Raw genomic sequence first — 13082 nt, forward strand, 5'->3', positions numbered from 1 at the left:
CAAGGTTGTGTTTAATTTAATGAAATAGAAACTTTAACGCAATGATCGCTATTAAAAGTTAATTTTATTACAAATATTTTATCACTATAAATAATTTACTAAGATATTTGAATATATAACCTACATAGCACATTTTTATTATTCTGTTTTATAGCTTATTAGATACTTAAATGGTTGTCAAGACAAAAAATCAGGTTAGATTTTTATGATATCGGCTGGCCAAAGCAATCCCTAACAATAAGCATTGCTTTTTATTCACTATGTTAGCTTAATCAATTATCTACATTATGAAATTTAAAGGCATATTGGCAACCGGGCTCATCGTTGCGGCGTTATTGGGTACGGCAAATGCACAATCAAAAAAAACAGTGGCGGGCCAGCGGTGGTCGGTTGCTAAGGCTAAGGCATGGTACGCAGGCAACAAGTGGTTAACCGGTGCCGATTTTATACCCAGCACAGCCATCAATCAGCTGGAGATGTGGCAGGCCGACACCTTTGATCCGAAAACTATTGATCGGGAACTGGGCTACGCCGAGGGTATAGGTTTTAACTGCATGCGGGTGTTTTTATATAGCCTTGCTTGGCAGCAGGATAAAGCCGGTTTTAAAAAGCGCGTAAACGATTACCTGGCTATTGCCAATAAGCACCACATTAAAACCATGTTTGTGTTTTTTGACGACTGCTGGAATGCAGGCGCCAAAACGGGTAAACAACCCGCCCCTAAAACGGGTATCCATAATTCCGGGTGGCTGCAGAATCCGGGTAACCGCCTTAACAACCCGGGCGAAACGGCAATGCTGGAAGCTTATGTGAAGGATGTGCTTACAAGCTTCAAAGATGATAAGCGCATTTTACTTTGGGATTTATACAACGAGCCGGGTAACTCCAACAAGGGTAATGCATCACTTGGGTTGCTTGCAAAAGTATTTAGCTGGGCACGCGCTGTAAACCCAAGTCAGCCGCTTTCGGCAGGGTTATGGAAGTGGGACCTTGAGGAATTGAATGCTTACCAGGCCCTAAACTCCGACATAGTGACGTATCACGACTATACCGCCGAGGATACGCACCTAAAAACCATACAAATGTTAAAAAGCCATGGCCGCCCTTTAATTTGTACCGAATACATGGCCCGCACAAAGGGTAGCTTTTTTAGCAACATACTGCCGATGCTGAAAAAAGAAAACGTTGGCGCAATTAACTGGGGCTTTGTGGCGGGTAAAACAAATACAATATATGCCTGGGACACGCCAATGGCTAACGGCGGCGAACCTAAAGAGTGGTTTCACGATATTTTCCATAAGGATGGGAAACCCTATAAACAGGAAGAGGTAGACCTGATTAAAAAGCTCAACGGTAAATAGGACTTTTAGAAGTGTCATTTCTGTGCACTGGGATTGATAAACAAAACTCAGTCATGTTGAGCCTGTCGAAACACTTGTCGTTTTATCAGGTCTTCGACAGGCCCAGGCTGACTCTTGCAAATTAATTCTGCAATACCATACTAACGCGTCATTGCGAACGACAGTGAAGCAATCTTCGACAGGATAGTTAGCAACGGGCTTTCGGAGATTGCTTCGTACCTCGCAATGACGCGTTTTAAGTGTAGAAGTAAAATTATTTTCTTATAAATCAGCGTCTTAAAAAATAATTTATAAAATCTATAGGAATTATAGAATTTATATCTACTTTTGTGATGTAATCGTTCTTTAAATATACTTATCCAGAAAGACAGAGGGAAAGGCCCTATGACGTCTTAGCAACCTGTACGGTTTTAATTAAACGTAAAAGGTGCTAATTCCTGCTTCGTAAACCAATGCGAAGACAGATAAGCTGATTTAAAAGAAATCAATATCCATACGGATATTTCTCTTTTGCTTCTTTTGCGGATAACCAATCAACATTAAAAAGAAGCCCTCAAAAGCTTTCATGATAATTACTTAACACGTTATAAAAACGGTGCGGCTTTATTTGCTGTACATTTAAAAAAAATATACTACTATGAGCTTACGTATTGGCGATGATGCCCCAAATTTTAAAGCACAAACCTCACAAGGTGAAATTGATTTTTATGAATACTTGGGCGATAGCTGGGGGGTGCTGTTTTCGCACCCGGCAGACTATACACCAGTCTGTACCACCGAGCTTGGCAAAACAGCATCATTAAAAGATGAGTTTGACAAGCGCAACGTAAAAGTTATTGCCCTGAGCACCGACAGTGCCGAATCGCATAAAGGATGGATCAGCGACATTAACGAAACCCAAAACGTTGAGGTAACATTCCCAATCATTGGCGATGAAAATCGCAAAATATCCGAGGCTTATGATATGATCCACCCCAACGCCTCACTTACTGCAACGGTTCGCTCACTGTTCGTCATTGGCCCCGATAAAAAAATTAAACTGATCATTAGCTACCCTGCATCTACCGGCCGCAACTTCCAGGAAATTTTAAGGGTTATTGATTCCCTGCAACTTACCGCTTACCACAGCGTAGCTACTCCTGCCGATTGGAAAGACGGCGAAGACGTCGTGGTGTTGCCATCCATAAAAACAGAAGATATCCCGGCTAAATTCCCTAAAGGCTTTACAGAAGTAAAACCGTACCTGCGTACAACCCCGCAACCTAACAAGTAAGCTTGTTAGGTAAAAAATAAAGTCGTGTGGCCGAGAGGAGAGGCGAGGGTCTGCAAAACTCTATTACGGTAGTTCGAATCTACCCACGACGTCAGTATATACTAACTATAACTAACTACTAACTTCAAAAAAAGGGGCGGCATACTGTGCAAGGTATGCTGTTCTTGTTTTATAACACTTTACCTTTTCTGTAAGCACCATGTGGTCATGCAGCGCAGGTTTTGCACATTGGTTGTTTTAATGGGCTCAATTAGTTGTCCGCCAAGCGCATCAGTATATTTAAGCAGCATTTGCTGGTTAACCAAAAAACGTTCGCTGCCATCAGGCAAAAGGTAGCGTCCGTTGCCCAATGAAATTACTAAATCTTCGATACCGATATCTGATGCCAGCCGGGCAAACAGGTAGCCTCCCGGCTTAAGTACCCTCCACATGGCCTTCAGCATGGCATCAAAATGATCTTCGCTATCAGCAAAATGTAATACGGCGCTGCTGATAACTAAATCGAATACGCTGTCACCAAAATTCAGTTCTTCGGCTTTGCCTACAGTAAAGTTGTTTTGCGGCAGGTTGGGCGCCAGTTGTGCAGCCAGCGTCTGTGCCTGTGCTATGGCATGCGCATTAGGGTCAATCCCGTATACATCAAACCCATTTTGCAGAAAATAAACCAGGTTGCGCCCGCCACCGCAGCCGGCATCTAAAATGATTTTACAATCGTCGAACCGACCTTTTAGCAATTGGTCGAACAGGTAAATATCGATGTTACCGAATAGTTGTTGCAGGTTATTCATAAGCGGTGCTAATATGGAGTATTTACAGATTTGTTACACTTTCCTTTCATTAATTATTAATATAATTGTTTAAGGCTATCTCACAATTTTAAAACCGCCTTATACCAATTGCAATCTATCCACAAAGTTCTGCTATCGCTTTGCTGCTGCCTGTTTATTTGCGGCTTTGCAACGGCTCAAAAAAAGAATGCTGCCTATCGGTACCATATCAAACGGTCGGCGTTACCTATTAAAATTGATGGTGTATTGAATGAAGCCGGCTGGACCGAAGCCGACAGTGCAGGCAATTTTTACATGGTGCTGCCCATGGATACCAGCTTTGCCAAACTAAAAACTGTTGTGCGCATGGCATATGATAACGATAATTTTTACATATCGGCCGTATGTTATACGCCACAGCCGCAATACATGGTAGAGTCGTTAAAGCGCGACTTTAACTTCGGGAAAAACGACAACTTCATATTTTTTATGGACCCCTTTGATGCCCGTACGGATGGATTTTCGTTTGGCTCCAACGCGGCAGGCGCACAGTGGGATGGTACCATGTATGAGGGCAGCAAGGTAGATTTAAGCTGGGACAATAAGTGGTATTCGGTAGTGAAAAATTATTCGGATAGGTGGGTTTTTGAGGCTGCCATACCGTTTAAAAGTATCCGCTATAAAAAGGGTATTAAAGAGTGGGGCATCAACTTTAGCCGCAATGATTTGGTCACTACCGAAAAAAGCAGCTGGGCACCAGTGCCGCGGCAGTTCCCCACGGCAGCGCTGGCTTACACCGGCACCATAGTTTGGGATGAGGCGCCACCTGTTGCACAACGCAATATATCAGTTATCCCGTACGTGTTGGGCGGCATCACAAAAGACTTTGAGAATAATAAGCCGGCAGTTTGGCGCAAGGAAATTGGCGGCGACGTAAAGGTAGGGTTAACATCATCCCTGAACCTGGACATGACGGTTAACCCCGATTTTTCGCAGGTGGATGTGGACCAGCAGGTAATTAATCTTAATCGATACGAACTTTTCTTCCCCGAAAAGCGGCAGTTCTTTTTAGAGAACGGCGACCTGTTTGCCAACTTTGGCTATGCCGATATCCGCCCGTTCTTTTCGCGCAGGATAGGGCTTAACGCGCCCATCAGGTTTGGCGGGCGTATGACCGGCAAGATCGATAAGAACTGGCGGGTAGGGGTTATGGACATTCAAACTGGTACCTCGGGGTCAGCTAACTTACCGGGGCAGAACTTTGGCGTAGTTACCCTGCAGCGCCGTGTATTTTCACGATCCAACATCGGTTTTTTGTTTGTGAATAAAGATGCCACAGGCAATGCCCCTGCGGCAGGCAACACAGCGCCCGGTTACAACCGTAACGTAGGCATGGAGTTTAACCTGGCATCATCAAGCAACCTGGTTACAGGCAAATTGCTTGCGCTTAAATCTTTCACACCGAATGTAACCGGCCGTGATTATGTAGCGGCAGGGCATTTTCAATACCTGAGTAAATACTGGACCTTTTACCTGCAGCACGAATATGTGGGCAAAAACTACAATGCCGAAGTTGGCTATGTGCCGCGTAATGGCTACAACAAAATTAGCCCGCTGGTGCAGCATAACTTCTTCCCAAAATCAGGCAATGTTCTGTCGCACGGTGTTCAATTAAGCAGCACTTACTTTTTCGACGAAAGCTTTAAGCGTACCGATAATGAAAGCGTTTTAAGTTACCTGCTTACCTTTCGCAGCAGGGCAACGCTTACTGTATCGGGCTTTGATACCTATGTGAAGCTGTTGCGCCCGTTCGACCCTACCAACAACGGCAAGCCCTTACTGCCAACCGGATTTGAAAATCATTGGAACACAATTGATGTGCAGTTCGCATCAAAACCACAAAGTGTGTTTACTTACCTTTTAGAAGTTGCACGCGGCGGCTATTATTACGATGGCAACCGCTGGGCCGTTACAGGGCAGGTTGGCTACCGCTTTCAGCCGTATGTTAATCTGCTGCTCAATACCTCGTTTAACGATCTGCACATGGCGCAGCCCTATGGCCACAATAAGTTTTGGCTGATAGGCCCGCGTGCTGATGTTACCTTTACCAATACGCTGTACTTTACAACCTTTGTGCAGTATAACGAGCAGGCAAAAAACATGAATATAAACAGCCGCCTGCAGTGGCGCTACAAACCGGCATCAGACCTGTTCATTGTTTACGGCGACAACTCGATCCCCTCACCGTTTACAGTTAAAAACCGCCAGTTAACAGTTAAATGGACCTATTGGTGGAATATTTAGGGTTAGTTTGTAGTTATCAGTTAGGAGTTAGCAGTGATTTGTTATCAGCGATTAGTTATCAGATATTAGTTAGGAGTTATTAGTGCTTTGGTTTATCAGTTACCGTATTGTTACTTTAAATGCAATTATTTACTAACTAATCACTGTTAACTACTAACCTAATTACAATTAACCACTCACAAATCAACCACTCCCTACTCTCTAACTCTTCTTCGTCCCCGATACATGCAGGATAACTACGCTGGAGTGCGGCATGCCGAGGGTACTGCCAGGGGTTACTTTCAGGTAGGCTTTTAAATATCCATCGGTAATTGCCCGGATCACTTTATTTGTACTTTCCTCAAATTCTTCATAGGCAAAGTTCAACGATTTGCGGAATAGTATGCGGCCATTCTGATCAACCACGGCGGTAAACGAGTAGCTGAAATCTTCGTAAGCATTTTTTATGCTGATGTTAAACTCTGGCAGCATATAATCGCTCGGGATGGCGCTTTGGGTTTTATTTTCTTCTGTAAGGTTTTTTCGCACAACGGTTACTAAAGGGCTTTTGCTTTTCAGCTCTACCATCTGGCGGCCGGCAAATGCATTGGCCGTATCGGCATTGGCTTTTGCAACCTTATCGATTATGTAGGCGGTGTCGTGTTTGTTGGGTTTTATCAGTTCGGCAGGGGTGGTGTGCAACACGTTTTTAATATAATCGTTGGCATAAAGCTTCATGTATACAACAGACTTTTCGCGCAGCAGGGCCTGGTTCTCCACCTTCATCACCTGGAACAAAATACTGTCTTTAGTAAGCTTGCGCAATTTCATCCATGACCAGGCAATGTTAAAAATGGAGTCATGATCAAACATTACCGGGGCGGTAACAAACATTTTGCGCTTGGGGTTATAAATGGTAACCGAATCATCTGATGGGAACGACAAGCGCCACTCCGGCTCCAGTTGGTAACCGTAATCGCCAAAAGATATACCATTGGCAAAGTTTCGGCGCACCTCGGTATACCCACGACCCCAAACTGCCTTAAATGATGGGATCACATTTCCCTTTTCATCTTTCTGATTGCCAAGTTTTGGGTCTTTTTTACCACCGGTGCCCTTGCAGGCGTGTAGGGTTGTAACCGCAGATAGCAGGAGTATTATAGTGGTGTATTTGGTAAAGACGTGTTTAAGGTTGATCATAGCCATTGTAAAGGCGAATATAATGCCATTGAGCGCAATGCCGTAAATTTTATGCCAGCCTAATTCAATTTTTTTGATTTGAGATTGATTAGTTTACACAAAGTTTTAAATTTGCAGCACCAACACACACCAATATTTTCCTGTAGTGTAACGGTAACACACCAGACTCTGACTCTGTTATTAGTGGTTCGAATCCATTCAGGAAAACTTGAAACGCCCGGCTAAAAGTCGGGCGTTTTTGTTTGAAGGCCTGCCAAGTATAAGGCCCACCCTCGCCATTACGTCAGCAATTGTAATCTGCAATTCAAATAAATGGCTAAATATAAAATCGGCCTGCGTTTTGATGTAGGCGTAGTAGCTTTATAACTTTCACAAAGCTAAGTTTAAGGCTTATATTTAATTTACAATCAAGAAACTATGAATACAGAAAAAGCTATACTGGCCGGCGGTTGTTTTTGGGGAGTGGAAGAACTGTTTAGACAACAGCCCGGTGTTATATCTACGGTTGTAGGCTATACAGGCGGCGATGTGCCTAATGCAACTTACCGCAACCATGGCAGCCATGCCGAAGGCATAGAAATTGTTTTTGATCCCGAAAATCTATCGTACCGTAAATTGCTGGAATATTTTTTCCAGATCCATGACCCAACAACACGCAACCGCCAGGGTAACGACATTGGCACATCATACCGGTCGGCCATCTTTTACCTGAGTGATGAGCAGCGTGATACCGCGAATGCGCTTATTGCCGAAATGGATGCGTCTGGTAAATGGCCGGGCAAAATTGTTACGGAAGTGGTACCGGCAACAGATTTTTGGAACGCCGAAGAGGAGCACCAGGATTACCTCCAGAAGCATCCTTTTGGTTACACCTGCCATTTTGAACGACCGGATTGGACGCTGGCATAATTTGGACTTTAAAACAGCATTATAAATAAAAACGACGGCACAAAATGCCGTCGTTTTTATTTATAATGGAGGTTACTTAACATACTGAGCGGAGCTCTTTTGCACTAATTTCCCCCTTTAAGGCGTTATATGAAAGTGTGCCTTGCCAAACAAAATTGGTGTATGGCAGTTATTATTGTGTTTTAAAGATTAACCTCCGTTCGCACAGTGTTTATGCCGGTAGGCATTTATGCAGTAGTTTTTTACCCCTGGCTACCGCCATGCCAAAACCCGAAACATCGGGCTGCCGGAAAATTTAATAGCTTTTAAATAAACCCTTCAGTTTGTGGGAAGGTGATATAAGCGTACAGTGTGTTTGATCGGATGAAGAAGGAAAAATTATGTCCAAATTATTTATAATCTCTAACAGGCTCCCCATTACTATCGAAAAAAAAGGCGACAAGCTAAGCTATCGTCAATCTTCGGGAGGCCTGGTATCAGCTGTTAGTGCATACCTAGATCAGGAGGGCCAGCGTACGTTTACCAAAAAGGTTTGGGTTGGCGTATCCGAATGTTCCGAGCAGGAGTGGCAAACAGTGTCTGATACGTTTACGGCCGATTATGATTTCCATCCCATATTTGCAGCCCAAAAAACGTACGACCAATATTATAATGGATTTGCCAATTCGGTTTTGTGGCCTTTGTTTCACTACTTCCCATCGTATGCCGACTACCAGCCACAGTTTTTTGAGGCGTATAAAAAAATAAACCACAACTTTGCCGACGATCTGGCCAACCAATTAAACCCGGAGGATACGGTTTGGATACATGATTATCATTTGCTGCCGCTTGCGGCTTTGCTGTGCAAGCGCAATCCTAAGCTAACAATAGGCTTGTTTTTGCATATTCCATTCCCGTCGTACGAATTGTTTCGCGCTATGCCTAATGATTGGCAGCACGAAATTATTGAAGGTATGCTAGGCGCCGACCTGGTTGGTTTCCACACAAACGATTACCGCGACCACTTCTTAAACTGCGTTAGCAAAATAACACAGGCCAAGGTTCAAGATCAAATCATTCACCTGAATGGCAGGCAAATTAAAACAGGTGCTTTCCCTATCGGGATAGATTATGATCAGTTTAACAGCGCCTACAACAATGAAGGGGTTGTAGCAAAACGCAACGAACACCTGCACATGAAGCAGGATAAAAAACTGATCTTCTCGGTAGATAGGTTGGATTATACAAAAGGCGTTTTCAGCAGGCTTAAAGGCTACCGCGAGTTTTTGCTGCAAAATCCGGGTTATATTGGTAAAGTAATATTTGCGCTGGTGGTTATTCCGTCGCGTGATAATATTAGCCGCTACGCGGAGCGTAAAAAGATAATTGACGAATATGTGGGTAACCTAAACAGCCGCTTTGGCAACATTGGCTGGCAACCTGTAGTTTATCAGTACGGCCACTTGTCGTTTGATGAACTTATTGCACTTTATACCGCCTGCGACATTGCCCTGATAACCCCCCTGCGCGACGGGATGAACCTTGTTGCCAAAGAGTTTGTAGCATCTCGAAAGGATAAACGAGGTGTGCTGGTACTCAGCGAAATGGCGGGTGCTGCCGACGAACTGCCCGAGGCGCTCATCATCAACCCTAATGACCGTAAAGAAATTGGCGACATGATACGCCGCGGCCTCGAGATGCCACGTGCCGAGCAGGAGGACCGTATGGCAGCTATGCAGGCGCGAATAAGCAGCTATAACGTGGTTGACTGGGCCCGCGACTTCTTTAATCGGCTTAAGGATGCCAAAGCGGGGCAATTGCAATTGCGCGAAAACATTATGGACAATTTCGATAAGGCCAAGATACTGGATAGGTATTCAAGCGCTACCGACAGGCTTATTCTGCTTGATTACGATGGTACATTAGCGCCCTTTGCAAAGGAGCCGGGCATGGCACGTCCCAGTGACGAGGTACTACAAATCCTTACTAAACTTAGTGCAGATAACCATAACAAAGTTTACATAGTATCCGGACGCGATAGCGACACGCTGCAGGGTTGGCTGGGTCATTTGCCCATAGGCATTATTGCAGAACACGGTGCCAAAGTTAAACATATGGGTCAGGCCTGGGGATCATTTGGATCGGATCAGGTGAAGGATAAGCTACAAACTGTTTATAAAATGATGCAGGGCTATGTGGATGCCTGCCCGGGATCGTTCATCGAGGAGAAGGATTTTTCGCTGGCATGGCACTACCGCAAGGCTGATCCGGTGACGGGCCCCCTTAAGGCTGCAAGGTTATTGCAGGATTTGCAAAAGAGTGCCGATACCAGGGTGCTTTCACTACTGGATGGGCACAAGGTTATTGAAGTAAAAGGCGGCAATACAGATAAAGGCCAAGCGATAGAGCAACTGATGACAGGCCATACGTATGATTTTATACTATGCATAGGAGACGACCAAACCGACGAAGATATGTTCAGGAAACTGGCGGGTGTGGCAAATGCGTTCACTATAAAGGTAGGTGCCGAAGAATCATTAGCTGCGTATAACCTGCTAACGCCGTACCTGGTTCACGCACTTTTGCAAACCCTTAGCCAGCGTATGCAGCCTGCATAACAACAGCAGGCCTACCTGCCCGAGTTAACCTTTACAGGCTTTTTATTTTCATCAATGGCCACAAAGGCAAATGTGCCGTGTATGGCAAGTTCACGGCCATCGGCATACATTTGTTCAACGTAAATTTCAACATTTACGCGCAGGCTGGTATTGCCAATATAGCATACGCGGCCTACAAGCTCAATAAAAGTACCGGCTGGTATGGGTTTTTTAAAGTCTATTTTATCGCTGCTAACGGTAACCATAACCTGGCGGCTAAAACGGGTTGCGGTCATAAAGGCCACCTCATCCATCATGGCCATAGCTGTGCCTCCAAAAAGGGTGTCGTAGTGGTTGGTAGTATTAGGGAACACCGTTTTAAAAACGCGGGTTTCTGATGCGTTTATTCTCTCTTCTGTTGTCATGTACGTTGTTTAACCCAGCTTTCACGAAGCGTGAGGCCGATAGCAGGCTTCACCAAAACAATGCTGGCGGCTGCTGCAATAAAGGTAGGCAATATCATTGAGCAATTTTGAGCATACAGATCAATGTTTTGCGGATGACAATGTGATAGTCAGCCAAATTCACAAAATTTTTATTCGTTATTGGTTTAAGGCGTATATTCAGCACTACTAAACATCTACAAATAAAACAACACAATATGGAACCAATGGATACCGTATCAGAAGTAATTGCCCACCTGCGCGATAAGGGCTACACCGCCGACTTCAATTTAAAAGAAAGCTATCTTGAATGCACCGGCGATTACCTTAAATTACACCCTAACGAGTTTATTATAGATAAACATTACCGGTTTGAGGGCACCAGCGACCCGGGTGATGAGGCAATAGTGTATGCCATTTCATCTGCGCAACATGGTATCAAAGGTATACTTGTTAATAGTTATGGTGTTTACAGCGATCCGCTTACTGATGAAATGGTAGAAGCTCTGAAGGAAAAGGAGGTTTAATTTACAAATTGTTGATAAATAAAAAACCCGGCTTATTAGCCGGGTTTTTATTTATGCTACGTTCTGTATGTAGTTTGGTGCAATGCTGGCTACCTGTCTATACATATTGGCGTTATCTTCTATCTGGCGTCCTATCAATTTAACATCCTGTTTGTCTATAGGAGTATGGTATGACAGTAATTCGAACCCCCCGTTTTCGCCTTTACCGATGGTTGCCATCCAATGCCCTTCGTTATAAATATTGAAGTAAGTTAAAGAAGAACATTTTTTGGCCACAGTCAAAATCGCCGGCCTGCCGTTAATTTTGCTTTGTATTCTAAGTGTTTGCATAAAAAGTACAGTTAAGTTTTGACGGCATCGATCAAGCGATGCAATAGGCGACCTGTTCTCACTCATCATTCAACGCAGTATCCGCCTGTGAAGTTTATTGCATAATGTGTGCCATTTCATCGTTTGTGATACTGGATATCGCCTTGTTTAAACCCTGGTACAAAAACGGTGCTATACATCGAGAGGGAATTATTGTTACCTTATTTCCATATATTATTTATATTTGAGCATCCCCCCGGTTAAGATTCAGCTATGCAGTTAAAAAACGTTAAGGCCTGGTTCTGAAGTTTACATTTTACCTTTAAACATTTAAATAAACTTTGAACAGGTTTGATAATTCAACACTTACAGAAACGGGAAATAAACCACTTCCTATTTTCTTTCTGCAGCTGGGTAATAAAGTAAGCCTGTTTTTTGACAAGGTGCTTGAGCAGGCCGCGCTAACAAATGGTGCAGCCAATATCTATGTTTTAACAGATTGCAACTTTGTTCAGTATAGCAAATACAATTGCATTGATATTTCTCGGTACGCTTACGGTACCACCGAATTTGATGGACTTTATGAGCATCATTCCAAAAATTCGTTTTTTTTTGAGAAAACCTGTTTCGACAGATGGTTCATGATCAATGCCATGGTTAAGGCTTTGAATATCGATTGGTTTTTTTATGCCGACAGCGATGTGTTGATAGTTGAAAACCTTAACCCCATTTTTGAAAACCTTAAAGCGGGCGGTTACACTGGTTCCACTATGCGTTTTGAACTGGCGCCCGGCCGTAGTATCACATCGGCTCATAGTTCATTTTGGAGCAGTAGTTTGCTTAATGATTTTTGCAATTTTATATGCAATAGATACCGGGATAAGGAGGCGTTTGCTGCCTTACTTGAAGATACTTTGAGCGGCAAGTTTTTAGACAATACCAACATGTCAGACATGATAATGCTTGATGTTTTCGGTACTGAAATTCAGCCAGCCGTGCTGAATCTGTTTTCGCTTGAGGATAACAATATCAATTTTGATTTTAATGTGAACGTTGCCTACAACGGCCATAAGCACACTTTTGCGATGCATCCGGTATACAAAGTAAAACAGTTGCTTAAAAAAGCTGACGCAGTTTATGGAGTTATAAAAGATAGCAAGGTTGATGCACAACTATGCAGGTTTTATACATTGCATTTTCAGGGATACATCACTAAAACGCTGATCCCAATTTATGCAACGCCCCAAAATTTAAAAGAAGCAATAACCAACCGCATTTTAGGCGAGTACAACTTTACTGTACGCAAAATGAGAGTATTCAAAAATCAAGTGAAACAAAAGGCTCAAAATATCGCCCGAAAAGTTTAATTTTAATGCTGTTATAAACCAACCGATTAAACAAAAAGTTAAATAGTTGCCCAATAATTTTAAATTT

General features: G+C 43.4%; 11 protein-coding genes, 2 tRNA genes and 1 riboswitch. Of the genes, 9 read left to right on the forward strand and 4 right to left on the reverse strand.

What is annotated here, in order from left to right; translation table 11 throughout:
- The first annotated feature begins 287 nt into the window (after positions 1 to 287).
- The 3 genes from FPZ43_RS13860 to FPZ43_RS19320 all read left to right on the forward strand — a co-directional run bounded on the left by FPZ43_RS13860 (position 288) and on the right by FPZ43_RS19320 (position 2726).
- Positions 288 to 1361 carry a cellulase family glycosylhydrolase gene (locus FPZ43_RS13860; protein ID WP_146382518.1) on the forward strand — a complete coding sequence of 358 codons (1074 nt, stop codon included), beginning with the start codon at positions 288 to 290 and terminating at the stop codon, positions 1359 to 1361.
- 352 nt (positions 1362 to 1713) lie between these two features.
- A riboswitch (SAM riboswitch) is annotated at positions 1714 to 1832 on the forward strand.
- Positions 1833 to 1998: 166 nt separating this feature from the next.
- Positions 1999 to 2634 carry a peroxiredoxin gene (locus tag FPZ43_RS13865; RefSeq protein ID WP_146382519.1) on the forward strand — a complete coding sequence of 212 codons (636 nt, stop codon included), beginning with the start codon at positions 1999 to 2001 and terminating at the stop codon, positions 2632 to 2634.
- A 20-nt stretch (positions 2635 to 2654) separates the two neighbouring features.
- Positions 2655 to 2726 (forward strand) — tRNA-Cys (locus tag FPZ43_RS19320).
- Positions 2727 to 2813: 87 nt separating this feature from the next.
- Here the strand turns inward: FPZ43_RS19320 and FPZ43_RS13870 are convergent.
- Positions 2814 to 3422, reverse strand: coding sequence for a class I SAM-dependent methyltransferase (locus tag FPZ43_RS13870; protein ID WP_146382520.1), 609 nt, complete (start codon positions 3420 to 3422; stop codon positions 2814 to 2816).
- A 108-nt stretch (positions 3423 to 3530) separates the two neighbouring features.
- Between FPZ43_RS13870 and FPZ43_RS13875 the strand changes: the two genes are divergently transcribed.
- Positions 3531 to 5705 (forward strand): DUF5916 domain-containing protein, encoded by a 2175-nt coding sequence (locus tag FPZ43_RS13875; protein ID WP_222430977.1) that lies wholly within the window; start codon positions 3531 to 3533, stop codon positions 5703 to 5705.
- A gap of 201 nt (positions 5706 to 5906) precedes the next feature.
- Here the strand turns inward: FPZ43_RS13875 and FPZ43_RS13880 are convergent, their stop codons facing one another.
- The gene (locus FPZ43_RS13880; RefSeq protein ID WP_146382521.1) at positions 5907 to 6884 is read right to left on the reverse strand and encodes a hypothetical protein; all 978 of its coding nucleotides are present in this window, start codon (positions 6882 to 6884) and stop codon (positions 5907 to 5909) included.
- A gap of 136 nt (positions 6885 to 7020) precedes the next feature.
- Between FPZ43_RS13880 and FPZ43_RS13885 the strand changes: the two genes are divergently transcribed.
- The 3 genes from FPZ43_RS13885 to FPZ43_RS13895 all read left to right on the forward strand — a co-directional run bounded on the left by FPZ43_RS13885 (position 7021) and on the right by FPZ43_RS13895 (position 10390).
- Positions 7021 to 7091, forward strand: a tRNA-Gln gene (locus FPZ43_RS13885).
- Between the two features lie 210 nt (positions 7092 to 7301).
- A complete protein-coding gene (gene msrA, locus FPZ43_RS13890) occupies positions 7302 to 7793 on the forward strand; it encodes a peptide-methionine (S)-S-oxide reductase MsrA (protein ID WP_146382522.1) in 492 nt (163 codons plus the stop codon).
- A 380-nt stretch (positions 7794 to 8173) separates the two neighbouring features.
- The gene (locus FPZ43_RS13895) at positions 8174 to 10390 is read left to right on the forward strand and encodes a bifunctional alpha,alpha-trehalose-phosphate synthase (UDP-forming)/trehalose-phosphatase (RefSeq protein ID WP_146382523.1); all 2217 of its coding nucleotides are present in this window, start codon (positions 8174 to 8176) and stop codon (positions 10388 to 10390) included.
- A gap of 11 nt (positions 10391 to 10401) precedes the next feature.
- Here FPZ43_RS13895 and FPZ43_RS13900 read toward each other — a convergent pair whose 3' ends face one another.
- A complete protein-coding gene (locus tag FPZ43_RS13900) occupies positions 10402 to 10794 on the reverse strand; it encodes an acyl-CoA thioesterase (RefSeq protein ID WP_146382524.1) in 393 nt (130 codons plus the stop codon).
- 236 nt (positions 10795 to 11030) lie between these two features.
- On the opposite strand from FPZ43_RS13900, the gene FPZ43_RS13905 reads away from it, so the two are divergent.
- Positions 11031 to 11339: a phosphoribosylpyrophosphate synthetase gene (locus tag FPZ43_RS13905; RefSeq protein WP_146382525.1), complete on the forward strand. Its 309-nt coding sequence runs from the start codon at positions 11031 to 11033 to the stop codon at positions 11337 to 11339.
- A gap of 51 nt (positions 11340 to 11390) precedes the next feature.
- Here the strand turns inward: FPZ43_RS13905 and FPZ43_RS13910 are convergent, their stop codons facing one another.
- Positions 11391 to 11669 carry a hypothetical protein gene (locus tag FPZ43_RS13910; RefSeq protein WP_146382526.1) on the reverse strand — a complete coding sequence of 93 codons (279 nt, stop codon included), beginning with the start codon at positions 11667 to 11669 and terminating at the stop codon, positions 11391 to 11393.
- 320 nt (positions 11670 to 11989) lie between these two features.
- On the opposite strand from FPZ43_RS13910, the gene FPZ43_RS13915 reads away from it, so the two are divergent.
- Positions 11990 to 13015, forward strand: coding sequence for a hypothetical protein (locus tag FPZ43_RS13915; RefSeq protein ID WP_146382527.1), 1026 nt, complete (start codon positions 11990 to 11992; stop codon positions 13013 to 13015).
- The last annotated feature ends 67 nt before the right edge of the window (positions 13016 to 13082 follow it).

It is taken from the genome of Mucilaginibacter pallidiroseus (assembly GCF_007846085.1).
GTDB classification, from domain to species: domain Bacteria; phylum Bacteroidota; class Bacteroidia; order Sphingobacteriales; family Sphingobacteriaceae; genus Mucilaginibacter; species Mucilaginibacter pallidiroseus.

What these genes read in the sequence shown, in the direction of transcription:
- FPZ43_RS13860 (WP_146382518.1), top strand. Translation starts at nt 288, where the DNA reads ATGAAATTTAAAGGCATATTGGCAACCGGGCTCATCGTTGCGGCGTTA.
- FPZ43_RS13865 (WP_146382519.1), top strand. Translation starts at nt 1,999, where the DNA reads ATGAGCTTACGTATTGGCGATGATGCCCCAAATTTTAAAGCACAAACC.
- FPZ43_RS13870 (WP_146382520.1), bottom strand. Translation starts at nt 3,422, where the DNA reads ATGAATAACCTGCAACAACTATTCGGTAACATCGATATTTACCTGTTC.
- FPZ43_RS13880 (WP_146382521.1), bottom strand. Translation starts at nt 6,884, where the DNA reads ATGATCAACCTTAAACACGTCTTTACCAAATACACCACTATAATACTC.
- msrA (WP_146382522.1), top strand. Translation starts at nt 7,302, where the DNA reads ATGAATACAGAAAAAGCTATACTGGCCGGCGGTTGTTTTTGGGGAGTG.
- FPZ43_RS13895 (WP_146382523.1), top strand. Translation starts at nt 8,174, where the DNA reads ATGTCCAAATTATTTATAATCTCTAACAGGCTCCCCATTACTATCGAA.
- FPZ43_RS13900 (WP_146382524.1), bottom strand. Translation starts at nt 10,794, where the DNA reads ATGACAACAGAAGAGAGAATAAACGCATCAGAAACCCGCGTTTTTAAA.
- FPZ43_RS13905 (WP_146382525.1), top strand. Translation starts at nt 11,031, where the DNA reads ATGGAACCAATGGATACCGTATCAGAAGTAATTGCCCACCTGCGCGAT.
- FPZ43_RS13910 (WP_146382526.1), bottom strand. Translation starts at nt 11,669, where the DNA reads ATGCAAACACTTAGAATACAAAGCAAAATTAACGGCAGGCCGGCGATT.